Source organism: Luteibacter yeojuensis (assembly GCF_011742875.1).
Lineage (GTDB): Bacteria > Pseudomonadota > Gammaproteobacteria > Xanthomonadales > Rhodanobacteraceae > Luteibacter > Luteibacter yeojuensis.
Genome location: NZ_JAAQTL010000002.1, coordinates 414,793 through 439,131, shown reverse-complemented (window position 1 = coordinate 439,131; position 24,339 = coordinate 414,793). Strand labels below are relative to the sequence as shown.

General features: G+C 67.0%; 18 protein-coding genes. 11 read left to right on the top strand and 7 right to left on the bottom strand.

Annotation, left to right across the window (positions count from 1 at the left end):
• Positions 1-7: 7 nt before the first annotated feature.
• From HBF32_RS16915 to HBF32_RS16900, 4 genes are read right to left on the bottom strand one after another with little or no spacing between them, the layout of a single operon-like run.
• Positions 8-853 (bottom strand): MurR/RpiR family transcriptional regulator, encoded by an 846-nt coding sequence (locus tag HBF32_RS16915; protein WP_166700953.1) that lies wholly within the window; start codon positions 851-853, stop codon positions 8-10.
• Between the two features lie 10 nt (positions 854-863).
• Positions 864-1,955: a dipeptide epimerase gene (locus tag HBF32_RS16910; protein ID WP_166700952.1), complete on the bottom strand. Its 1,092-nt coding sequence runs from the start codon at positions 1,953-1,955 to the stop codon at positions 864-866.
• Between the two features lie 21 nt (positions 1,956-1,976).
• Positions 1,977-3,371: a C40 family peptidase gene (locus HBF32_RS16905; protein ID WP_166700951.1), complete on the bottom strand. Its 1,395-nt coding sequence runs from the start codon at positions 3,369-3,371 to the stop codon at positions 1,977-1,979.
• A gap of 13 nt (positions 3,372-3,384) precedes the next feature.
• Positions 3,385-4,533, bottom strand: a complete 1,149-nt coding sequence (locus HBF32_RS16900; RefSeq protein WP_166700950.1) for a DUF819 family protein — start codon at positions 4,531-4,533, stop codon at positions 3,385-3,387.
• Between the two features lie 251 nt (positions 4,534-4,784).
• Between HBF32_RS16900 and HBF32_RS16895 the strand changes: the two genes are divergently transcribed.
• The 6 genes from HBF32_RS16895 to HBF32_RS16870 all read left to right on the top strand — a co-directional run bounded on the left by HBF32_RS16895 (position 4,785) and on the right by HBF32_RS16870 (position 15,408).
• Positions 4,785-6,239 carry a transglutaminase-like domain-containing protein gene (locus HBF32_RS16895; RefSeq protein ID WP_166700949.1) on the top strand — a complete coding sequence of 485 codons (1,455 nt, stop codon included), beginning with the start codon at positions 4,785-4,787 and terminating at the stop codon, positions 6,237-6,239.
• A 45-nt stretch (positions 6,240-6,284) separates the two neighbouring features.
• On the top strand, positions 6,285-9,278 hold the full coding sequence (locus tag HBF32_RS16890; RefSeq protein WP_166700948.1) for a TonB-dependent receptor: 2,994 nt from the start codon (positions 6,285-6,287) through the stop codon (positions 9,276-9,278).
• Positions 9,279-9,386: 108 nt separating this feature from the next.
• Positions 9,387-12,029, top strand: coding sequence for a membrane dipeptidase (locus tag HBF32_RS19655; protein WP_166700947.1), 2,643 nt, complete (start codon positions 9,387-9,389; stop codon positions 12,027-12,029).
• A complete protein-coding gene (locus HBF32_RS16880; RefSeq protein ID WP_166700946.1) occupies positions 11,989-12,690 on the top strand; it encodes a M15 family metallopeptidase in 702 nt (233 codons plus the stop codon). The genes HBF32_RS19655 and HBF32_RS16880 overlap by 41 nt, the downstream gene beginning before the upstream one ends.
• Positions 12,691-12,692: 2 nt before the next feature.
• Positions 12,693-13,730 carry a serine hydrolase domain-containing protein gene (locus tag HBF32_RS16875; RefSeq protein ID WP_166700945.1) on the top strand — a complete coding sequence of 346 codons (1,038 nt, stop codon included), beginning with the start codon at positions 12,693-12,695 and terminating at the stop codon, positions 13,728-13,730.
• A gap of 61 nt (positions 13,731-13,791) precedes the next feature.
• Positions 13,792-15,408, top strand: a complete 1,617-nt coding sequence (locus tag HBF32_RS16870) for an NAD+ synthase (RefSeq protein ID WP_166700944.1) — start codon at positions 13,792-13,794, stop codon at positions 15,406-15,408.
• Positions 15,409-15,433: 25 nt separating this feature from the next.
• Here HBF32_RS16870 and HBF32_RS16865 read toward each other — a convergent pair whose 3' ends face one another.
• On the bottom strand, positions 15,434-16,261 hold the full coding sequence (locus HBF32_RS16865) for an outer membrane protein assembly factor BamD (protein WP_166700943.1): 828 nt from the start codon (positions 16,259-16,261) through the stop codon (positions 15,434-15,436).
• A gap of 69 nt (positions 16,262-16,330) precedes the next feature.
• Between HBF32_RS16865 and rluD the strand changes: the two genes are divergently transcribed.
• Entirely contained in the window at positions 16,331-17,305 is a 975-nt protein-coding gene (gene rluD, locus HBF32_RS16860; protein ID WP_166700942.1) for a 23S rRNA pseudouridine(1911/1915/1917) synthase RluD, read from the top strand.
• On the top strand, positions 17,302-18,057 hold the full coding sequence (pgeF, locus tag HBF32_RS16855; protein WP_193570543.1) for a peptidoglycan editing factor PgeF: 756 nt from the start codon (positions 17,302-17,304) through the stop codon (positions 18,055-18,057). Before rluD ends, pgeF begins: the two co-directional genes overlap by 4 nt.
• A gap of 100 nt (positions 18,058-18,157) precedes the next feature.
• Here the strand turns inward: pgeF and otsA are convergent, their stop codons facing one another.
• Together otsA and otsB are read right to left on the bottom strand one after the other, a co-directional pair.
• The gene (gene otsA / locus HBF32_RS16850; RefSeq protein WP_166700940.1) at positions 18,158-19,573 is read right to left on the bottom strand and encodes an alpha,alpha-trehalose-phosphate synthase (UDP-forming); all 1,416 of its coding nucleotides are present in this window, start codon (positions 19,571-19,573) and stop codon (positions 18,158-18,160) included.
• Positions 19,570-20,355, bottom strand: a complete 786-nt coding sequence (gene otsB / locus HBF32_RS16845; RefSeq protein WP_338039823.1) for a trehalose-phosphatase — start codon at positions 20,353-20,355, stop codon at positions 19,570-19,572. Before otsB ends, otsA begins: the two co-directional genes overlap by 4 nt.
• A gap of 290 nt (positions 20,356-20,645) precedes the next feature.
• On the opposite strand from otsB, the gene clpB reads away from it, so the two are divergent.
• The 3 genes from clpB (at position 20,646) to HBF32_RS16830 (ending at position 24,325) form a co-directional block, all read left to right on the top strand.
• Positions 20,646-23,228, top strand: a complete 2,583-nt coding sequence (gene clpB, locus HBF32_RS16840) for an ATP-dependent chaperone ClpB (RefSeq protein ID WP_166700939.1) — start codon at positions 20,646-20,648, stop codon at positions 23,226-23,228.
• A 79-nt stretch (positions 23,229-23,307) separates the two neighbouring features.
• Positions 23,308-23,613 (top strand): FmdB family zinc ribbon protein, encoded by a 306-nt coding sequence (locus tag HBF32_RS16835; protein ID WP_166700938.1) that lies wholly within the window; start codon positions 23,308-23,310, stop codon positions 23,611-23,613.
• Between the two features lie 160 nt (positions 23,614-23,773).
• On the top strand, positions 23,774-24,325 hold the full coding sequence (locus tag HBF32_RS16830; protein ID WP_166700937.1) for a DUF3011 domain-containing protein: 552 nt from the start codon (positions 23,774-23,776) through the stop codon (positions 24,323-24,325).
• Positions 24,326-24,339 lie beyond the last annotated feature (14 nt).

The window sequence follows — 24,339 nt, the reverse complement described above, 5'->3', positions numbered from 1 at the left end:
GCTCCGGTCACGGTTCGAGCATCTGGTGGATGCGGTCGAGGTTTTCCACCAGGCGGGCGTGGCGGGCTTCGTCGCCCTCGCAAAGGTGCACGAAGACGGTGTCGAGCAGCTGCTGCACGGTGGACTGGTAGATCAAGGATTGCACGTAGGAGGCATCGTCGTGGGCCGCCACCGCAAGCGAGATGTCGGACAACGCGCGCAGCGGATTGGAAGTATGACGCGTCACGGTCACGACGCGCCCGCGATGTTCGCGGAAATAGCGCGCCACCTTCAACAGCGCGGCATGCTTGCCGTGTTCGGAAAACACGATGAGGAGGTCGCCCGGCGACGACATCGCCACCTGCGCGGCCATGCGGCCGATGTCCACGTGACGGATCGCGACGATGCCCAGGAGGGAGAGGCGCGCGGCGAAACCGCGCGCATGCAACTCGTCCTCGCCCAGTCCGATGAGGAACACCTTGCCCGCCGCGTCGAGGGCGGCGACCAGCTCGCGCAGGGTGGCGGGATCGTTGATCAGGCGCGTGGCCTCTTCGGCGCGCGCCTTGCGCTGCCATAGCGTCGCGCCCAGGGCGTCGTCGCCGGGGCGTTCGGCGTGGGGGGCATCCTCGCCCTCGGCGTCCTCGGTGCGGCCGATCGCCTCTCCGACCGAATACTTGAGATCGGGATAGCCGCGGAAGCCGAGCTTCTGGGTGAACTTCACCACGCTGGACTGGCTGATGCCCAGCGCGTTCGCCAGTTGCTGCGAGGAATAGTCGCGCAGCAACTGGGCGTTCTCGAGGATGAAATCGGCGATGCGCCGCTCCACCGCCGACATGCGGTCGCGCTCGGAGCGGATCTTCACCAGCGGCGACATGGGCGTTCCCTCAGAGGAATTCGAGGCCGCGAATCTCGCGGATGCCGAGGCCCGGGGCGTCGCGGATCGAGATTTCCGATTCGTTGAAGTCGACGCCACCGTCCACCGGGTCGTAAGCGCAGAGCGAAGGACCGTCGAGATCCACCTTCGTGATCACATCCGACTTCGCCACCGCCACGTGGACCGCGGCGGCGACGCTGATGCTGGATTCCAGCATGCAGCCGATCATGCACTCGATGCCGTAGAGGCCGGCGATGTCGGCGATGCGGATGGCGTTGGAGATGCCGCCGGTCTTCATCAGCTTGATGTTGATGATATCCGCCGCGCGCATGCGGATGAGGTCCATCACCTCGGCCGGGCCGAACACGCTCTCGTCGGCCATGATCGGCGTGTGCACGCGCTCGGTGACGTAGCGCATGCCTTCCAGGTCGCGCGCTTTTACCGGCTGTTCCACCAGTTCCAGCCGCACGCCGGCGTCTTCCAGCGCGTGCAGGGCGTAGACGGCCTCCTTCGCGGTCCAGCCCTGGTTCGCGTCGAGCCGGAGCAGCGCACGGTCTTCCACCGCGGCGTAGATCGCGCGCACGCGCTCGATGTCGACGCCGATGTCCTTGCCCACCTTGATCTTCAGCGACTCGAAGCCGCGCTCCACCGCCGCCACGGAATCCGCGACCATCTTGTCGATGTAATCCACGCTGATGGTGATGTCGGTGGTGATCACCGGGTCGCCGCCGCCGAGCAGCTTGTACAGGGGCGCGTCGTAGAGCTGTCCCCAGAGATCGTAGACGGCGATCTCCACCGCCGCCTTGGCGCTGGTGTTCTTCTCCATCGTGCCCTGGATCAGCTTGGTGATCCGGTTGAGGTCGGCGATGTCCTGGCCGATGAGGCGCGGCGCGATGTAGTGACGGATGGCGTCGACGATGGAGCCGTGGGTGTCGCCGGTGATGACCGCCGTGGCCGGCGCTTCGCCGTAGCCCACGCGGCCATCGTCGGTATGCACCATCACCACGATGTCTTCGACCTTGTCGACGGTACGCAGCGCCGTCTTGAACGGGGTCTTCAGCGGCACGCGGAGCATGCCGAAGCGGATGTCGGTGATCTTCATGGAGCCTCGTTGGACAAGGAATCAGCGGATGCGGACGATGCTGGTCATGATGTCGACGAAGGTCTTGTCGTGACCCGACATCATCGGCAGCAGCGGGGTGACCGACACTTCGTTGAGCTTCACGTGGCGCAGGGTGCCGTCGGCCTGTCGATAACTCATGCCGCCCACGTCATGAATGACATAGGGCTGGCCGTCGATCTTGCCGATAACCATCATCACGTGGCCCGGGATGTAGACCATGTCGCCCACCTCGAGCGCCATGGCGGCCTTCAACCGCGCCTCGTGGCTGTCCTTGTCGGTGTACACCGTATGGGCAAGGCCGGGGCTGATGCTCTGGTCCCGCGTGTTGCGCGGCATCTGCACGCCCATGCTGCGGTAGACGTCGGACACGAAGCCGCTGCAGTCGCGGCCGTTGTACGCGTGACCCCAGCCGTAGCGTTCGCCGAGGAACTTGAAAGCCTGGCGCACGATGTTCGCGCGCGTCAGCGGGAGGTAGTCCGCCGAGGAATCCTGGTTGCGCTGGAGCAGGGCCGGATGGAAAGACAGCGCACCCTTCGCATCGCGCACGGGGAGGCTGAGGACCCAGGAGGCATAGGGACTCTGTCCGTTCACCGGCTGGTCGGGCGGCAGCGTGGTGTCCAGGGGCACGCGCGTGCCCATGTCCAGCTGCAGTTCGGACACCGACGGCGCTTCCGGCGTGTACACGGTGCGCGGCTTGGCGCCCGTGATCACGCGATACGGCGTGGCGTCGGCATGGGCGAACACCGCCGCGGCGTCGCCGTAGGCCACGTCGTCGGCGTGGACCCAGGCCGCGTAGCGGGGGCTCACGACGAACGCCCACTTGCCGTCCTTGCTCGTGTGCACGGTCACCAGCGGATCGCCGGGGAACAGCGCGCTCTCCTGGAAGCGGTCGATGTCGGTATCGTCCGCATCGCTGAACACGCGCAGGTCGGTGGGGTAGCCGCGCAGCATGCTGCGCCGGACGGCCATGCCGTAGCGCGGCGCGATCTGGGCAGGAATCGAATCGATGGCCGCGTTCGCCATCACGCCGTCGATCGTCGCCGCCGGTACCGGCTTGCCTTCGACGCCGAAGAGCGGCTTGCCCGGTTTCCTGGTCAGCTTTTCGATCCAGCCCTCGACCTGCCCGCGCGGCAACGTGGCCGGCAGGTGGCGGATGTCGTGCATGGAAGGATCGAGGGTCGCGACGCGTTCGTTCAATGCCGCGATGGCGGCGCGGTCCATCACCACCTTGTCGCCGTCGGTGAGTTTCGCCACCCAGAAGTCCGGGGTGAGCTGCGCGTCCCCGACGCCCACGATGCCGGATGGCGGTACCTTCATCTCCGCCGCAAGGACGGGCGGGGCGGCGAGTGAAAGGGCCAGCAGGGTTGCGAGGACGGTATGACGAAACGTGTTCATAGCGAGTTCCTTGTCAGGAGGCCAGCGCGGATAGCACCGCGGAGACGACCAGGCCGAATCCGGTTCCGAGGATATAGCCGAGCAGCGCGAGCAGGATGCCCACCGGCACCAGCGAACGCGAATACGTGGCGGCCAGCACCGGGGTGGCCGCCACCCCGCCGATATGGGCGAGCGAGGCGATGCCGCAGAGATAGAGGTCGAAGCGGAAGATCCGCGCGGCGATGCAAAGCAGCGACGCGTGGATGGCGATGACGGTGACGCCGGCGAGGAGGTAGACCGGCGCCGCGGCGATGCCGGCGAAGCTGCTCTGCGAGGCGAGCACCGCGACCACCGAGATCAGCAGGGCGCTCGATACCGACTGGGCGCCGGGAAGGCGCGCGAGCGGCGTGTGCGCCGCCACCAGTCCCGCCGTCGTGGCGATGAGGATCGTCCAGGTCGTGGCCGACACCATGTTCCCTATCGGGAGCCTGGCGCCGAGGTTGGCCGAGAGCGTCGATACCAGCACGGCCAGCCCCAGCCAGAGGAGCACGCTGTCGCCCGTGGCGGGTGCCCGGACGGCGGTTTCGGCCACGGTGATATCGGCGCTCGACGTGGCCCGCGTCCAGCGATTGAACGCCGGTGCAAGGCGGGCGACGGAGAACAGCACCACGACCCACATGGAATAGCAAAGAGCGTCGGTGAGCAGCGTCGTTGCGAGCGACGTGTCGGACATCCCGATCGCCTGCTTCACCGCGATCATGTTCGCCGTGCCCCCCATCCAGCTCCCCGAAAGCGACGCGAGGGGCTTCCATTCGTCGCCGGGCATCCAGTGCCGGTAGAGGAGGTAGGTGAGGACGAACGCCGTGAACAGCGCGACCGAGGTGCAGGCGAAGACCGCGAGCACGCGCGGCCCGAGCGCCAGGATGGCGCGCAGGTCGCAGTTGATCATCAGCAGGAAGAGCAACGCGGGCACCATGCGCGCCACGAGCACCTGTTGCGCCTGGTGGATGTCCGGCGAGGCGGTCCATGCGCCGGCCACGGAGAGCGCCGTGACGGTGAGGTAGGTGAGCACGATGGGCGGAAGGATGTCGAAGGCCTTCCAGGCAAAACGGCGCTCGATGGCCGGCCAGAACCCCGCCGCAAGCAGCATCACGGCCAGATAAGGCCAAACCGACTGGATCACGCGTCCCCTCCCCGGGTGGTGTCACGACGGTCGTCAGGAATATCTATTCCTAACGAAGTAGCCCGAAGCATAAATTATTGACCGCGCTTTGCAAGCATGTTACACAGCCAGCACAGCACGTCCATCCACCACGGTTGCATCGGGGATACCGAACGGTGAAAGCGGCTTTACGAAACGCGACGATTCGCTCCGCGCTGGCGGCGTGCCTGTTGGCATCGTCCTCGCTGGTTCCGCCGTCTGCCGACGCGGCGATGCGTCAGGCGACCGGCGAGTCGGGCGGCCTGGTGGGCAGCGACCCTGTCGGCGATGTCCCGTCGAAGCAGATCGATGCGGGCCATTTCAAGGATGCGGAGGCGACCATCGCCAAGGCCCTCGCGCAGCCCGGCCTGACTCCCGCCCAACGCAACACCCTTGCATTCCAGCGCGAGCGCATGCGCCGCATCCTCATCGATTTCACCCTCGATGCCGATGCGGTGAAGTCGCGCCTGCGCAAGCAGATACCCGACCTCACCGACGCCGAGTTCGCCAAGTGGGATGCGGCGGGCCTGCTCGAGAAGCAGACGATCGACGGCCGCACGCTGTATTTCAAGCGCTCCCCGGGCAACCTCTTCCGCATCAGCGCCGAGGCCCGCGCGCGGCGCAGCGACCCGAAGCCGTTCGACGACGGCCCGAACGAGGTCCTCAACGATCATCACCGCGCCGTGCGTGAAGCCGCGCTGGCGAAGCACACCAGCAGCGTGCTCCCGCGGCGCGAGAGCGTGACCCAGGTCCTCACCGTGGAGGCGGACGCCGTGCCGGCCGGCGAGACGATCCGTGCGTGGATTCCCTATCCGCGTGCGATCGAGGGCCAGCAGGAGGACATCCGCCTGGTGTCCAGCGAACCCGCGGGTGCGCGGATCGCCCCGGAGTCGACGATGCAGCGCACCGCTTACCTCGAGAAGAAGGCGGTGGCAGGGAAGCCCACGGCATTCTCGATCACCTACGAGCTGACGCTGTACGCCCGCTACGTCGACATCGATCCCGCGAAGGTCGTTCGTGCGCCGATCACACCCGAACTGGCGCCTTTCGTCGCCGAGCGTGCGCCGCACATCGTGTTCACCGACGCCATGCGCGCCTACTCGAAGCGTGCGGTGGGTAACGAGACCAATCCCTACCGTATCGCGCAGAAGCTGTTCGCCGCCGTTGACACCATTCCCTGGGCCGGCGCGCGCGAGTATTCCACCCTCTCCAACATCGGCGACTACACGCTGCACGCCGGCCACGGCGACTGTGGCGAGCAGACCCTGCTGCTGATGACGCTGCTGCGCCTCAACGGCATTCCGGCGCGCTGGCAGTCCGGCTGGATCTTCTCCGATGGCAAATACAACAACATCCACGACTGGGGGCAGGTGTACCTCGCCCCGTATGGATGGGTACCGATGGACGTGACCTTCGGCCGCCTCGCGGCCGGGGCGAACGCAAAGCCGGGCGACGACAAGCTCGAGTGGTTCTACCTCGGCGGCCTGGACGCCTATCGCATCGCCTTCAACGACGACTACTCGCGGCCGTTCGTGCCGGCGAAGACCTTCTTCCGCTCGGAGACGGTCGATTCGCAACGCGGCGAAGTCGAGTGGAAGGGCGGCAACCTGTATTTCGACCAGTGGGATTACGACTTCCGTTGGCATCGTGTCGACACGCCGGAAGGGGCCGGCGGCACGATGCACTGACGGGGCAGCAGACAACCCGAAACATCATCTTATGGGAGTGGGGAGATGGGGGATATCAAGACGAACCGGCGTGCTTTGCGCCACGGCGCCTTGTGCTTGGCGATCGGACTGGGCCTGGCCGTGTCCGGCGTGGCCTGGGGCGCGAACACCGACGGCTCGATCGTCGGCCGCACCAAGGCGGGCGCCACGGTCACCGTGCGCGACCCGGGTACCGGGCTGACGCGCACGGTAACCGCCGATGCCGACGGCAACTTCCGTTTCCCGTTCCTGCCGGTGGGTCATTACCAGCTGGACAGCAGCAAGGACGGCAAGCCGGTGAGCACCACCACCGAGGTGAACGTGAGCCTCGGTAACGCCACCACGGTGAACCTGGTCGAGCGCAATGCCGCCACCACGGAACTCGAAGGCGTGCAGGTCAGCGCGCCGGTGGTCATCAACGCGGTGGACGTCAGTTCCACCGAAATCGCGACGAACGTCAGCCGCGAGGAAATCCGCCGCCTGCCGGTCGACCAGAACGTGCAGTCCGTGGCGCTCCTGGCGCCGGCGGTGAACAAGGGCAATGCCGGCTTCGGCGGCATCTCCTTCGGCGGTTCGTCCGTCGCCGAGAATTCGTTCTACGTGAACGGCCTCAACGTCACCGACTTCTACAACCGCAACGGCTTTTCCGAGGCGCCGTTCGCCTTCTACCAGGAATTCCAGGTCAAGACCGGCGGCTACTCGGTGGAATTCGGCCGTACTACCGGCGGCGTGGTGAACGCGGTGACCCGTTCGGGTACCAACGAGTTCAAGGCCGGCGCCGAGATGACCTTCGAGCCCAGCGCCTGGCAGGCCACCACGAAAAACCGCTACTGGGACGGCGAGCGCTACATCACGTCGTCAGAGGACCACTACTCGCGCACGAAGATGAACGTGTACGCGTCCGGTCCCATCGTGAAGGACAAGCTGTTCTTCTTCGCCATGTACGAGGCGCGCGGCTACACCCCGCAGAACACCAACGACGAAGGCACCCTGCTCACCCAGAACGACACCGACTCCGGTTTCTGGGGCACCAAGATCGACTGGCACATCAACGACAAGAACCTGCTCGAGTTCATGGCCTTCTCGGACAAGGACCGGAACGAGGGCTCGGTCTATTCGTACGACTTCGCCACGCATACCAAGGGTACGAAGAACGACGTCATCACCAGCGACACGGGCGGCAGGAACTGGAACGGCACCTTCACCAGCTACCTCGTCGACAGCCTGTCGATGAAACTGATGTATGGACGGAACGAGCGCGAGTCCTTCACCCACGGCCTCGCCGACGCCGAGTGCAACCCGGTGCGGATCGACGACAGCGCGGACGCCCCGGATGTGCCGCTGGGCTGCAGTGCGAGCACGATGGTCGAGAAGCGCAACGATACCCGCAAGCAGGGTCGCGCCGACTTCGAATGGACGCTGGGCGACCACCTCGTCCGCTTCGGTTACGACCACGAGGTGGACACCTCGGAATATCAGCGTCATTACCCGGGGCCGGGCGAGTACTACTACAGCATCGTCCATGCCGATCCGGGCTCCACCATCGAGAACGACGGCGTCATGCCGCCCGGCTACGACATGTACGTGCGCCAGCGCCGTTACAACATCGGGGGCACCTTCGAGACGACTAACAACGCGTATTACATCGAGGACAACTGGAACATCACGCCGGACTTCCTGCTGAACGTGGGCCTGCGCAGCGACTCCTTCGACAACAAGACCGCCGAAGGCAAGAGTTACATCAAGGTCGATAACATGATCGCGCCGCGCCTGGGCTTCTCCTGGGACCTCAACGGCGACGGCAGGACGAAGATCTTCGGCAACCTCGGCCGCTATTACCTGCCGGTCGCCAACGTGATCAACATCAAGCAGGCCGGCGGCCTGCTCGACGAGCGCACGTTCTACACCTTCGAGGGCTACCAGATCCTCGAGCGCAACGGATCGCAGTATGCCGTGCCGATCCTCGGCCAGCAGATCGGCGCGGTGGATACGTCGCAGGGTAACGGCACCGTGGGCGACCTGCGTGCCGAAGTCGACAAGAACATGGACCCGGTCTACCAGGACGAGGCCATCCTGGGCTTCCAGCAGATGATCACCGACAAGTGGTCGTGGGGCGTGAGCGGTACCTACCGCAAGCTGCACGACGCCATCGACGACATGGAGATCAGCGCCACGCCGCAATGCGGTGGCGACGGCTACATCGGCTACGTGATGGGCAACCCAGGCCGCAACGTCACCGTCTACGGCGACACCAATTGCGACGGCACGCCGGACGGCTACCTCACCATCGACACATCGAAGCAGGGTTGGGCCTTGTACGACGCCTCGGGGAACTACCTCGGCCAGCGCGGCTGGAAGAAGCCCCGGCGCACGTTCGGCTCCCTGGAATTCCAGGTGGACCGTGCCTGGGACGAGAAGTGGATGCTCAACGCGTCGTACGTGCTTTCGTGGAGCCGCGGCAACGCGGAAGGCCCGGTCAACTCGGACACCAACTTCGACGATACCGGTCGTACCGAGAACTTCGACGACCCGTGGGTGAACCTGTCGGGTGGCTACCTGCCGAACGATCACCGCCACCAGTTCAAGCTGCGCGGCACCTACGCGATCAACAAGCAGTGGCAGGTCGGCGCCGACGTCACGGCGCTATCGGGCAGCCCGATCACCGCCTACGGCGTCGGTAATCCCTACGACAAGACCTCCTACCACAGCTACTTCATCTGCGTGGAGAACTGCGCCGATCCGGTCTCCGAGAACCGCGTGTACGTCGAGTCTTCGCGCGGCGCGAAGCGCACGCCCTGGACCTTCAACCTCAACGCCAGCATCACCTACCTGCTGCCGCTGGACGAGAAGAACAACCTCCGCGTGAAGTTCGCCGTGTACAACCTGCTGAACCAGCAGCGCACCACCGGCGTCGACCAGGACCTGCAGACGTCGATCGGCAGCAACAGCAACACGTACCTGCAGCCGATCCGCTTCCAGCCGCCGCGCTTCGGGCAGCTGACGGTCTCGATCGATTTCTGAGGTTCGATGTAGGAGCCGCCATGGCGGCGAGGGGATCTGCCTCGCCGCTTCATCGCTCCGTGGGCTTCTCGCCGCTGTAGCGGCTCCTACATGTGAAGGAAGGCAGGAATGAAGCGAACCCTCGGCCTGGCCTTGCTCTTCTGCGCGGCGGCGCAGGCGCAGGACCATCCCCTCACCCTGGATACGCATGTCGACATTCCCCTGTCGTACATGCACGACCCCAAGTTCGACGCCGGCAAGGACGGTCCGCTCAAGGTGGACCTGCCGAAGATGCGCCGCGGCGGCCTCGATGCGGCTTTTTTCGTCATCTATGTCGAGCAGGGCCCGCTGACGAAGGCGGGCTATGCGAAGGCCGTGGCGCAGGCGGCGCGGAAGTACGACGGCATCGACCTCATGCTGGCGCGTTACCCGGACCAGATCCGGCTGGCGCGCACGCCGGACGACGTCCGTGCGAACAAGGCCGCCGGGCGCCTGTCCGCGATGATCGGCATCGAGAACAGCTATTCGCTGGGCCACGACCTGAAACGGCTGGACGCCGCCTACGCGCGTGGCGCGCGCTACGTCGGCCTGGTGCATGTGGGCAATAACGACCTCTGCGGCAGTTCCCTGCCGAGCAAGGAACTGGGCGACAAGCCCGACAGCAACCTCGGCCTGAGCGATTTCGGCCGCCAGGTGGTCCGGCGGGCGAACGCGCTGGGCATGATGGTAGACGTTTCGCATTCCTCGGACGCCTGCGTGCGCGACGTGCTGGCGCTCTCCACCGCGCCCATCATCGCCTCGCATTCCTCCGCGCGCGCGATCACCGATCATCCGCGCAACCTGCCCGACGACCTGCTGAAGGCGATCGCCGCCAACGGTGGCGTGATCCAGGCGGTGGCATACAAGGAATTCCTGAAGAAGGATCCCGCCCGCGAGGCGGCCGAAAAGGCCTTGCAGAAGCGCGTGGTCGAAGGAGCCGGCGACAAGGCTTACGACAGCGAGAAGCACGATTACCTGCCTTCCTACATCGAAGGCATGAAGGCGATCCAGCGCGAACATCCGCTGGCGACGCTGGACGATTTCCTCGATCACATCCAGCACATGGTGAAGGTCGCCGGCATCGACCATGTGGGGATCGCCTCCGACTTCGACGGCGGGGGCGAGATCACCGGGTGGATGGATGCGTCCGAGACACGCAACGTCACCGCGGGGCTCAAGCGACGCGGCTTCTCCGATGCGGACATCGCGAAGATCTGGAGCGGCAATCTCTTGCGCGTCTGGGCCGCGGACGAAGCCGCGTCCAGCGCATCGCTGGACACGCTGGTGGACGAGGCCATCGCCCGTTACGACATTCCCGGGATCGCCGTGGGCGTGATCCGGGAGGGGAGGGTGGTCTACACGCGTACGGCCGGCGTGCTGGCCGAAACGGACGGTCGCAAGGTCGACAGCCGCACGTTGTTCAAGATCGCTTCCAACAGCAAGGCGATGACCACGGCCTTGCTGGCGCGCCTCGTGGCCGCCGGCAAGCTGCGCTGGGACGACCCGGTGGTGAAGTACCTGCCGGACTTCCGGATGAACGACCCATGGGTGACGCGCGAGATCCAGGTGCGCGACCTGTTGATCCATAACAGCGGCCTGCGCGAAGGCGCGGGCGACCTGATGCTGTGGCCGGAGCCGAACCGGTTCACGCGCAAGGACATCCTCGCCGGGCTCGCGTACCTGAAGCCGGAGCACAGCTTCCGCTCGCGCTATGCCTACGACAACCTGCTGTACGTCGTCGCGGGCGAAGTGGCCGCGGCGGCCGGTGGCGCTCCCTACGAGACCCTTCTTCGCCGCGAGGTGTTCGAGCCGCTCGGCCTCTCCCGCTGCCAGGTCGGCAGCTGGTCGCGTGACGGCATCGGTAACGTCGCCCAGCCGCACCGCCATGGCGAGCACGGCAACGAGGTGACGAACGCCGACCCGTCGACGATTCCCGCGATAACCTCGGCGGCGGCCGGCGGCGTGCGCTGCGATCTCGACGACATGCTGCGCTGGGCGGGCAACTGGCTGACGCCCGACGCCTCCCAGCGGGCCTGGCTCGATGCGAAGCAGCGCGAGCCGTTGTGGTCGATCCAGAATCCGATGCCGGTCGGCCAGCGCCGCAAGGCCTGGAACGACACCCATCTGTACGGCTACGGATACGGCTGGCGACTCGCGGACGTGGACGGCCAATGGAGCGTGTCGCATACGGGCACGTTGTCCGGCATGTACTCCACGCTCAGCCTGTTGCCCGGGCAGCGCAGCGGCTTCGTGATCATGATGAACGGCGGCGGCGAGGACGCTCGCGACACGCTCGCCGAAGCCATCCTGAAGCGCTTCACGGCCCCCGGGGAGAGACATACGGTAGGCGAGTACGCGGACCGTGTCGCCGCCGAAGCCTCGGCTCCCGGCGCCTCGCGGGCGCCCGACACCTCGTCGCGCGCCGCGGCCTCGGCAGCCGGAGCGAAGGCCCTGCTCGGCGTATGGCGCGATCCGTGGTTCGGCGAGGTGAGCATTTGTCCGGTGCAAGGCGGCGTGGGTTTCGCCGCGGCACGTTCGCCCGTCATGACCGGCACGCTCCAGCGCGTGGGCACGCGTTACCTCGTAGAGTGGAACGGCACGCGGATGGATGCCGAGCCCTGGCTCGATCTCGCCGCGCCCGACCGTCTGCGACTCACCAAGGTCGATCCCGATGCCGACTTCAGCAACGACTATGAAGACCTGGATTTCACTCGCGTGCGCGCTTGCCCTTAGCGCCCACGCGACGGATGCGCCCCCGCGCGTCTCGCCGGCGCGCACGCCCGCGGAAGCCGGCCTGACGGATATCCGGTCGCTGGTGCCGGATATCGCGGAAACCATCCATTACGCGGGCAGCGACAACTTCACCGGCGTCGTCGTCGACGGTTACCGCGCGCCGAAGTGTTTCCTCCGCACGACCGCCGCCGAGGCGCTGGCGCGGGTGGAGAGCGAACTGCGCAAGGAGGGTTACCGCCTGCGGCTCTGGGACTGCTATCGCCCCGCGCGCGCGGTGGCGCACTTCGTCCGCTGGGCGGGCGATCTGTCCGACACGCGGACGAAGGCCGCGCACTATCCGAACCTCGACAAGGACAAGCTGCTGGGCGAATACATCGCGCCCGTCTCCGGGCACAGTCGCGGCGCCACCGTCGATCTCACGCTCATGCATTGCGATGGCGACCGCTGCACGCCGCTGGACATGGGCACGGACTTCGACTTCTTCGATCCGCGCGCGCATACCGCGTCTCCCGGCATCGACGCCGCACAGCGCGCGAACCGGCAGCGCCTGCTCCGCGCGATGGCGGCAGAGGGGTTCGTCAATTACCCGCAGGAATGGTGGCACTACTCGCTGCCGTCCGCCGCGGCCGCCGACACCATCTACGACGTTCCCGTGGAGTGAGCATGCGACCCGCCGTCCTTCTTGCCGCCGGCATCCTGCTGGCCGCCTGTGCCGCCAGGCCGTCGCCCGATACATCGGTGGATGCGCTGATGGCGCGTTACGACGGCCACGGGCCCGGTGCCTCGCTGCTGGTGGTCCGCGACGGCGTGCCGCTGGTACGGCGCGGCTACGGGTTTGCCGACCTCGAAAAGCGCGTGCCGGCATCGCCGCAGACCGACTACCGGCTGGCATCCGTAAGCAAGCAGTTCACCGCCGCGGCGATCCTGCTTCTCGTGCAGGACGGTAAGGTTTCCCTCGACGACCGGGCGCGTCGGTGGCTTCCCGGGCTTCCCCCCGCGGCCGATGCCATCACAGTCGGCCAGTTGCTCAGCCACCAGGGCGGCCTGGTCGATTACGAGGACGTGATGCCGGCGGATACGACCGTTCCCTTGCGCGACAAGGACGTGCTGGCGCTGATGGCGAAGACCGACCACCTCTACTTCGCCCCGGGCACGTCGTATCGCTACAGCAACGGCGGCTACGCCATGCTGGCGCTCATCGTCGAGAAGGCTTCAGGCACGTCGTTCCAGGATTTCCTGCGCGATCGCATCTTCGTGCCATTGGGCATGACCCATACGCTGGCCTACGTGAAGGGAGGCCCGCCCGTTCCCAACCGCGCCTACGGCTATAGCGAGGAAGGCGGCCATTGGGTGCGGACCGACCAGAGCATGACCAGCTCGGTGCTCGGCGACGGCGGCATCTATTCGTCCATCGACGACATGGCGCGCTGGGACGCGGCGCTCTACGGCGACCGGTTGCTCAGCGAATCGTCCCGGGCGGCCGCGTTCACGCCGCACACGCGCACGGACGATCCCACGGTGGAATACGGTTATGGCTGGCGCATCACCGGCGACTCCGTGTGGCACTCGGGCGAGACCATCGGTTTCCGTAACGTGATCGTCCGCTATCCCGACCGCCGCCTGACGGTGGTCCTGCTGACCAACCGCAACGATCCGGAACCCTACAAGACCGCCCTGGCCATCGCCCACCTGTACCTGTAGGAAGGCTTGTTGTGGGTCGATGGCTTATCATGGGGATTCCCCGCGCCCGCACGGATCCCCCATGTCCACGTTCCGTTTCGCCCTGGCCCAGTTCGACTTCCCCGTGGGTGCCGCCGCCGCCAATGCCCGGCGCGTGCAGGCCCTGGCCGAGGAAGCGCGCGATCGCCTGGGTGCCTCGATGATCGCCTTTCCCGAACTCACCCTTTCGGGGTATCCGCCCGAGGATCTCCTGCAGCGCCCGAGCTTCCTCGAGGCCTGCGCGAAGGAACTGGCGGCGCTGGCGCCGCGGATCGAGGGCATTTCGGCGGTCGTGGGCCATCCGGACACGCGGGGGGAGGTGTTCAACGCCGCCACGCTCATCCGCGAGGGCAGGGCGGAATGGACATACCACAAGCAGGCGCTGCCCAATTACACGGTGTTCGACGAGAAACGCTATTTCCAGCATGGCGAGGCCACGCGCGTCTTCACGATCGAGGGCGTGCGCGTCGGCATGCTTATCTGCGAGGACATCTGGGAAGCCGAGCCGGCGGCGCATGCCGCGGAGGCGGGCGCCGAGTTGCTCCTGGTGATCAACGCCTCGCCCTACGACCGCCGCCAGGCCGCCACGCGCGAAGAACTGCTGCGTCGCCGCGCCACGGAGAACGGCGTGCCCGTCGCCTACGTGAACCTCGTCGGTGGCCAGGACGACCTGCTGTTCGACGGCCATTCGCTGCTCGTGCAGGCGGACGGCGAGGTCGCGGCCCGCGCACCCTCGTTCGAGGAAATGCTGCTCGCGGTGGAATACGACAGCGCCACGAAGCGGCTGTCGGCCATCGACTGGCCGGCGCCGGATACGCGTTCGCCGGAGGCGATCATGTATGCGGGCCTCGTGCGCGGCGTGCGCGACTACATCGGCAAGAACGGATTCTCCGGCGTGCTGCTCGGGTTGTCCGGCGGCATCGATTCCGCGCTCACCCTCGCCATCGCCGTGGATGCGCTGGGGAAGGACAAGGTCACCGCCGTGATGATGCCCACGGAGTACACCTCCGGGCTGTCGCTGCGCGAGGCCAAGGCGCAGGCGGAGCACCTTGGCGTCGAATACCACGTGCTGCCGATCGGGGGCATCTACGACGCCTTCACGGGTGCGCTGTCGCCGGTGTTCGCCGGTCGCCAGCCGGACATCACCGAGGAGAACCTGCAATCGCGCACGCGCGGCGTGCTGTTGATGGCGATGTCGAACAAGACCGGCAAGCTGCTGCTCTCCACCGGCAACAAGAGCGAGATGGCCGTGGGCTACGCCACGCTCTACGGCGACATGTGCGGCGCCTATGCCCCCTTGAAGGACGTCTACAAGACCACGGTGTATGCGCTGTCGCGCTGGCGTGCCGCGATCGACGGCGCGATTCCCATGGCCGTCATCGACCGGCCGCCCTCGGCCGAACTGCGCCACGAGCAGACCGACCAGGATTCCCTGCCGCCGTACGACGACCTCGACGCGATCCTCGAGCTGTTCATCGAAGGCGAGGCTTCCGCGGATGACATCGTCGCCGCGGGCCATGACGACGCCACCGTGCGCCGTGTGATCCGCATGGTCTACGTCAACGAGTTCAAGCGCCGGCAGGCGGCACCGGGGCCGCGCGTCACCACGAAGGCCTTCGGACGCGAACGGCGGTATCCGATCACGTCGGGCTGGCGCTAACTTTCCCCGAAGGCCATTAAGACAATTAGTGATGTCCCGAGAACGGGATGGCCTTACGCCAAATGGACGGATGGTGCGGCCAGTTCGGGTCGGTCAGGTACGGGTGGTCCGGGTAGTTCAGGGCCAGCACCTTGCGGGTCTGGTCGGCGAGCGGCTGGCGGTCGAGCGCGATGTAGCTGCGGGTGAGGATGGCCAGCGCGTCGGCGGTCTGCGGCGACTGCTGGTAGTGCTCGATCACGTACTGGGCACGGTCGGCCGAGGCGATGTACGACTTCGTGCGCAGGTAGTACTCGGCCACGTTGATCTCGAACTGGGCCAGCTGGTTGCGCAGGAAGATCATGCGCTGGCGGGCGTCCGTGGCGTACGCGCTGTTCGGGTAGCGGCGGGTCAGCTGGCTGAAATCGTCGAACGCCGTGAGGTTGAAGCCCTGGTCGCGGCGGGTCGAGGCGCTGTTGCCGCGCGACAGGTAGCGCTCGATGAAGCCCCCCGTGCGGTCGAAATTGATCAGACCACGCAGGTAATAGGCATAATCGGCATGCTTGTGGGTCGGAAACGTCTTGATGAAGCGGTTGATCGTCGAGTACGCGTCGTCCGGCTTGTTGTCTTTGTACTGCGCGTAAGCCAGTTCGATCTGCGACTGTTCGTTGATGTCCCCCGACGGGAAGCGCGCGATAAGGCGCTCGTAGGCCTTTTCGGCCGCGGCATAGTCGGAATGCTCCAGCGAATCGTGGGCATTGGCATAGAGCCGGTCGACCGGCATCGTGTCGATCGTCTCCTTCTTGCTGCGGAACATCGAGCAGGCGCTCATCGACAAGGCGAGGACGAGCAGGATGGTGATCTTGGTTGCACGCATTGAGAGAGTTCGGATGCTTGAGCGAAAGGGCATGATAGCCGAAACCGGCCGTGGGCCGGGCGAGGCGGTATGACGACGGTCAGACACGAGGCCACCGTGCCGGTGGCGGCGGCGGGTCGGCGGTTCGACCAGTCCCTGGCGGAGATGTTCCCCGATTACTCCCGATCCCGCCTCACGGGCTGGATCAAGGAGGGCAAGGTGCTGCTGGACAGCGCCCGGGTGGCCCCGCGCCACCTCGTGCGGGGTGGCGAGCAGGTGGTCCTGGAGGCCGAGCTGGAAGCGGAGGTCGACGCCCAGCCCGAGGACATCGCGCTGGACATCCGCTTCGAGGACGACGACCTGATGGTGATCGACAAGCCCGTGGGGCTGGTCGTGCACCCCGGGGCCGGCAATCCGGCGGGTACCCTGCTGAACGCCCTGCTGCACCACAGCCCGGCGCTGGCCGAGCTGCCGCGCGGAGGCATCGTGCACCGTCTGGACAAGGACACTGCCGGCCTGATGGTGGTGGCGAAGAGCATGGCGGCGCATACCGCGCTGGTGGCCATGCTGGCCCGGCACGACGTGCACCGGCAGTACGAGGCCGTGGTGCTGGGCACGATGGTGGCGGGCGGCACCGTGGACCAGCCCATCGGCCGGCACCAGCATGATCGCCTCAAGCAGGGCGTGCGCGACGTGGAGGACGGCGGCAAGGAAGCGGTCACGCACTACCGGGTGCGCGAGCGCTTCCGCGCCCATAGCGTCGTCCAGTGCAACCTGGAGACGGGTCGCACCCACCAGATCCGCGTGCACATGGCCCATCTCGGCCATCCGCTGGTCGGCGACCAGCTCTATGGCAACGGGCTGCGCCTTCCGCGAGGGGCCAGCCAGGCCTTGATCGACGCCCTGCGCGGCTTCCGCCGTCAGGCCCTGCACGCCGAGAAACTGGCCTTCGAGCACCCGGTCACGGGGGAATCCCTCGAATTCGACTCGCCGCGGCCGGCCGACCAGGAGGCCCTGATCGAGGCGCTGCGGGCCGATACCGTCCTGCATCCGATCGAGGACTGAGCATGGCCGGTCCCTGGATCGTGCCGGAGTGGGATGCCCCGGCGAACGTGGGTGCGGCGGTGTCGACCCGGCTCGGGCCGGGACGCTCGGCGCCGCCCTACGACCGGTTGAACCTGGGCTCGCGCTCCGGCGACGATCCGGCGACCGTGGCGGCGAACCGCGACGCGCTGGCCCTCGCCCTGGACCTGCCGGCGCCACCGCTGTGGCTGCGCCAGGTGCATGGCACCGACGTGGCCGACGCGACGGATTCCGTAGCGGTTTCCGGCGGGGAGCCGGTCGCCGACGCCGCGGTGGCGCGGGGGCCCGGCAAGGTGCTGGCGATCCTCACCGCGGACTGCCTGCCGGTACTGTTCGCGAGCGCGGACGGCGCCACGATCGCTGCGGCCCATGCCGGCTGGCGCGGACTGGCCGCCGGCGTGCTCGGGAACACCGTCACGCGGATGGGCGTGCCACCCGAATCCCTGGTCGCATGGCTCGGGCCCGCCATCGGTGGCGCCTCCTACGAGGTAGGGGCCGAGGTCCGTGCGGCTTTCGTCGAGCGCGACCGGATGGCGGAAGCGGCATTCGTCCCGACCCGGCCGGGTCATTGGAACTGCGACCTCTACGTGCTGGCCCGCCGGAAGCTCGCGGCCGCGGGCGTAACGCGGATCAGCGGTGGCGGCTTCGATACCTTCCGCGACGAACGGTTGTATTCGTACCGGCGGGACGGTGCCGCCAGCGGGCGGTTTGCCTCGTTGATCTGGACGCGCTGATTCCTGTGGGAGGCGGCGGCGAGGGGACTTACCTCGCCGCTTCATCGCTCCGTAGGCTTCTCGCCGCTATAGCGGCTCCTACGGGGACCGTGCTACGGGGTCAGGAGACCGTCATCGGCGACGGAATGTAGATCTCCGGTTTCACCTTCGGCGGCTCCGTCAGTGCCTGCAGGAACGCGTTCCGCCAGGTCGTGATGTCGTTGCGTTCGAGCACATCCATCATCGACTGCCAGCGCATGCGCCGTTCCTTCAGGGGCATCTCGAGCGCGCGCTTCAGCGCTTCCGATACCTCGTCCAGGTCCGACGGATTCACCAGCAGCGCGGCGTCGAGCTCCTGCGCCGCGCCGGCGAAGCGCGAGAGCACCAGGACGCCGGGATCCTGCGGGTCCTGGCAGGCCACGTATTCCTTCGCCACGAGGTTCATGCCGTCACGCAGCGGCGTGACCAGGCCCACCTTCGACACCCGGAAGTACCCCGCCAGCACCTTGTGCGCGAAAGACTTGTTCACGTAGCGGATCGGCACCCAGTCGGGTTCCGCGTATTGCCCGTTGATATGGCCCGCGCTGCGTTCGAGTTCGCGGCGCAGCGAGCGGTATTCCGGTACGTCCGAACGCGAGGGTGGCGCGATCTGCAGCAGGGATACGCGGCCGCGCATCTCCTTATGGTCGCGCAGCAGGCGGGCGAAACCTTCGAAGCGCTCGGGCAGGCCTTTGGAGTAGTCGAGCCGGTCCACGCCGATGATCAACGCGCGGTCGTCGATGGAGGCCTTCAGCTTCTCCACGGCGCCGCTGTCCTCGGCACGATGGGCCAGCTCCACCGCCTCGGCGGTGTCGATGCTGATCGGGAAGACGCCGGCGCGGAAGATGCGGCCGTTCGCCGCGCGGATGCGGCCGCCCGTGCGCATCGCGGCGCCCAGTTCGTGCAGGAAATAGTCTTCCAGCGCACGCAGGTCGCGCTGCGTGTGCACGCCCACGAGATCGTACGAAGCCAGGGGTTCCAGGATCTCGCGGTGGCGCGGCAGCGTGATCAGCAGGCCCGCCGCGGGAAGCGGCGTGTGCAGGAAGAAGCCGATGCGGTTCTCCACGCCCAGCTGGCGCAGCATCGCGGCGAGGGGAATCAGGTGGTAGTCGTGGACCCAGACGATGTCGTCCTTGCGCAGCAGCTTCGCCACCCGTTTCGCGAAGATGCGGTTGACCCGCAGGTAACCTTCCAGGTGGTCGCGACGGTAGTCCACGAGGTCGCCGCGATAGTGGAAGAGCGGCCACAGCGCGCGATTGGCGAAACCACTGTAATAATCGTCATGGTCCGCCTTGGACATGTCGATGGTGGCGTAGCTGATGTTTCCGTCCTGGACCTCGTGCAACTCCTTGCCGGTCTCCGCGGCGATGTTGCCGCTCCACCCGAACCAAAGCCCGCCCCTTTCCTGCAGCGCCGCGTTCATCGCGGACGCCAGTCCGCCCGTTTGCGTCTGCTTCGGCAGCGCGACGCGGTTCGATATGACGACTAGACGACTCATTGTCTCCCGGCGGCTCCTTGCGTCAATGCGGTCTTCACGGAATCCAGCCAAGCATGGACATCGGCCGGACTAGACAATGTGAACACGGCGGATGACGGGGTTCTTGCACCAACGCGTACCGACGCCCCGCCGCGTTCGTTCACCATGGCGAAGGCGTGTTCGTCGGTGAGGTCGTCGCCCAGGTATACCGGATGCCGCCCCATGAAAGGTTCGTTGTCGAGGAAGGCGGCCACGGCCACGCCCTTGTCCATGCCGCGCGGCTTGAACTCGTAAACGTAGCTGCCGGGCTGGAGTTCGAAACCGTCGAAACGCGCGGCGATGGCCGGCGCGATACGCTCGAGTTCGGGCGAATGTTCGGGGTGTTCGCGGCAGTGCAACGCGACCGACCAGCTCTTGTCCTCCACGCGTACGCCGGGCAGGCGGTCCGCCACGCCGTGCACCATCGTGCGCAGACGGGCCAGTTCGCCGGCGTCGACCGGCACCGTGGTGGTCCTGCCTTCCGCGTCACGGCGTTCCAGGCCGTGCTGGCCGGCGGCGGCCCAGCCGGGACGGCCGAAGATGCCGTCGAGGCTGGCGATGGCGCGCCCGCTCACCAGGGCCAGCGCGCCACCGAGCACATCGTGGATGGCGTCCAGCGTATCCAGCATGCCGTCCGGCACGACCACGCCATCCGGGTCGTCGGCGAAGGCGAGCAGGGTGCCGTCCGCGTCGAGAAAGAGGGCGGAGGCGGGCGTGACGAGGTCGGCGGAAGGACGAGGCAGGCGGGCACGGGTGGCGGTCACGGCGGTTCCAGGATCGGTTATCCCCTCAAGCATGCACGCCGGACCGTGAAAATACCGCTGGGAGCGGAAACCCCGTGGCAACCGTCGTTGTGGGAGCCGCTTCAGCGGCGATGGGTGCGCGCGGCCTGTTGGCCCGCTGCCGCGGGATCGCCGGCATAGGCGGTTCCCACAAAGACAGTTGCTCCTACCGGGCTCTACCGTTGAAGGTGGGCCCTGCGACCCGCATCTGTGTCGCCAAGGCGGTCGCGGGGAGGGCCCGGGGCGCGCCATGACCTTCGGAGACCACCACGATGCGAATGGACAGACTCACGTCGCGATTCCAGCAGGCACTGGCCGACGCGCAGTCGCTGGCCGTCGGCCGCGACCACAACATCCTCGAGCCGGCGCACCTGCTTGCCGCACTGCTCGACCAGCAGGGCGGATCCACCGCGCCCCTGCTCACCCAGGCGCAGGTGAACGTGCCGGCGCTGCGCCAGCGCCTCGGCGAGATCCTCGAGCGCCTGCCGCGGGTGAGCGGCCAGGAGGGCAACATCAGCCTGGGCAACGACCTGAACCGGCTGCTCAACCTCACCGACAAGTTGGCCCAGCAGCGCGGCGACCAGTTCATCGCCAGCGAGCTGTTCGTGCTCGCGGCGCTGGAGGATCGCGGCGAGACCGGCGGTGCGCTGAAGGCCGCCGGGGCCACGAAGGAGCGCCTCGAAGCCGCCATCGAGAAGCTGCGCGGTGGCGAGAAGGTGCAGTCGGAGAACGCCGAGGACCAGCGCCAGGCGCTGGAGAAGTACACCATCGACCTTACCGAGCGCGCCGAGAGCGGCAAGCTCGACCCGGTGATCGGCCGCGACGAGGAAATCCGCCGCACGATCCAGGTCCTCCAGCGCCGCACCAAGAACAATCCGGTGCTCATCGGCGAGCCGGGCGTCGGCAAGACGGCCATCGTCGAGGGTCTCGCGCAGCGCATCGTCAACGGCGAGGTGCCCGAGGGCCTGCGCGGCAAGCGCGTACTCTCGCTCGACCTGGGCGCGCTGATCGCCGGCGCGAAGTTCCGTGGCGAGTTCGAGGAGCGCCTCAAGGGCGTGCTGAGCGACCTGTCCAAGCAGGAAGGGCAGGTGATCCTCTTCATCGACGAGCTGCACACGATGGTCGGCGCCGGCAAGGCCGATGGCGCGATGGACGCGGGCAACATGCTGAAGCCCGCGCTGGCGCGCGGCGAACTGCATTGCATCGGCGCGACGACGCTCGACGAGTACCGCAAGTACGTCGAGAAGGACGCCGCCCTCGAGCGCCGCTTCCAGAAGGTGTACGTCGGCGAGCCGAGCGTGGAGGACACGATCGCGATCCTGCGCGGCCTGAAGGAGCGCTACGCCGTGCACCACGGGGTGGAGATCACCGATCCCGCGATCGTCGCCGCAGCCACGTTGTCCGCGCGCTACATCCCCGATCGCCAGTTGCCCGACAAGGCCATCGACCTGATGGACGAGGCCGCCTCGCGCATCCGCATGGAAATCGACTCCAAGCCGGAGGAGCTCGACCGCCTTGAGCGCCGCCTCATCCAGCTGAAGATCCAGCGCGAGATGCTGAAGAAGGAGCAGGACGAGGAATCGAAGCAGCGCCTCGCCAACCTCGAGACGGAGATCGACAAGCTCGACCGGGAGTTCTCCGACCTCAACGAGGTGTGGAAGTCGGAGAAGGCCACATTGCAGGGCGCGACGAAGATCAAGGAGCAGATCGAGCAGGCCCGCCTCGAGCTGGAGGCCGCGCAGCGCCGGCAGGACTACGGTGCGATGAGCGAGATCCAGTACGGGCGCCTGCCTGCCCTGGAAGCCCAGCTGGCCGCCGCGCAGAAGGCGGAGAAGCAGGACTTCACCCTGCTGCAGGATCGCGTCACGGCGGAAGAGATCGCCGAGGTCGTGGCCCGCTGGACGGGTATTCCCGTCGCGAAGATGCTCGAGGGCGAGCGCGAGAAGCTGTTGCACATGGAAGATGCCCTGCATGCGCGCGTCGTGGGCCAGGACGAAGCGGTGCGCGCGGTGTCGGATGCCATCCGGCGGGCCCGCGCGGGCCTGTCCGATCCGAACCGCCCGTACGGTTCCTTCCTGTTCCTCGGCCCCACCGGCGTGGGCAAGACGGAGCTCTGCAAGGCGCTGGCCGATTTCCTCTTCGACACGCAGGACGCGATGGTGCGCATCGACATGAGCGAATTCATGGAGAAGCACTCCGTGAGCCGTCTCGTCGGCGCGCCTCCGGGTTATGTCGGTTACGAAGAGGGCGGTTACCTGACGGAGGCCGTGCGCCGTCGCCCCTACAGCGTGATCCTGCTGGACGAGGTGGAGAAGGCGCATCCGGATGTCTTCAACATCCTGCTCCAGGTGCTCGACGACGGTCGCCTCACGGACGGCCAGGGCCGCACGGTGGACTTCCGCAACACCGTGGTCGTGATGACCTCGAACCTCGGTTCGAACCTGATCCAGGAGCAGGCCGGCGACAGCGAGGCCGACTACCTGCAGATGAAGGCCTCGGTGCTGGGCGTGGTGCAGGCGCACTTCCGTCCGGAGTTCATCAACCGCCTGGACGACATCGTGGTATTCCGCCCGCTGGACAAGAACCAGATCCGCTCCATCGCGCGCATCCAGCTCGACTACCTGGCCCGTCGCCTCGCCGACCGCCAGCTGTCGCTGGACCTCACCGACAGGGCGCTGGATCTGCTCGGCAGCGCAGGGTTCGATCCGGTGTACGGCGCGCGGCCGCTGAAGCGGGCGATCCAGCAGCAGCTGGAAAATCCGCTGGCGCAGCGCATCCTGCAGGGCGTGTTCTCGCCCGGCCAGACGGTGCGCGTGGACTCGGACGGCAACCACCTGACGTTCGCGGCGGTCTGAATGCCCTAGGAGCCGCCATGGCGGCTCCTAGGGGAAATCACCATAATTCACCGGCTGAAATCCCCAGGACGCTCCACCCATGCCCATCTACGAATTCCAGTGCCAGGCCTGCGGCCACCGCTTCGACCGTCTGCAAAAGATGTCCGATCCGGATCCGACCGACTGTCCCACCTGCGGCGAACCGCGGGTCGGCCGCCTGCTGAGCGCGCCGCAGTTCCGTCTCGCGGGCAGCGGCTGGTACGAGACGGACTTCAAGAAGGACGGCGACAAGAAGCGCAACCTCGCGGAAGGTTCGTCCGGTGCGCCGGCCGCCGCGCCCGCACCGGCTCCCGCCCCGGCTCCCGCAGCTGCCGCCACCTCGCCGGGCGGCTCGTCGTCCACGTGATTACGGTCCTGGCGCCATCGGCACGGCTTCTCGTCTCGACGGCGGGCCGCGTTGGATGGGGCATCGGTTACTGAATGCCCCCTCGGGTTCTTGCGATCCATTCAATGATCGTTGCGACTTTCTCCGATAAGTTGGGGTCATTCACATCGGAGGTAGGGACATGAAAAGCATCCTGGCTCTGGCCGCGACGATCGCCGTCGGCGCCGCGGCCTTCGTGGCGCCGCACGTCGCGCAGGCGCAGCGCGGTGGCGACACGGTCAATTGCTACAGCGACAACGGCCGCCGATCGTACTGCCGCGTGCCTTGGCGCGATGCCCGCCTCATCCGGCAGGACTCCAGGACGGCCTGCATTCGCGGCCGTACCTGGGATATCGACCGCGGCGGCTTGTGGGTGGACGACGGCTGCCGGGGCATCTTCCAGGAGGCGCGCGGCTGGGGCGGCGGTGGCCGACCGGGTTGGGACGATCATCGGCCGGGTTGGGACGATCATCGTCCGGGCTGGGGCGGTGGTCCCGGCGGCGACGGCCGTATCGTCTCCTGCGACAGCAACGACAACAAGCGCGTCTTCTGCCGTTGGCCCATCGGCCGCGGCGCCCGTCTCGTGGAGCAGACCTCGCAGGCCATCTGCCGGGAGGGCTACAGCTACGGCTTCACCCGCGACGGCATCTGGGCCGACAGGGGCTGCCGCGGCAAGTTCGCCATCGGCCGCTGAGCGCCGTCCGGCGC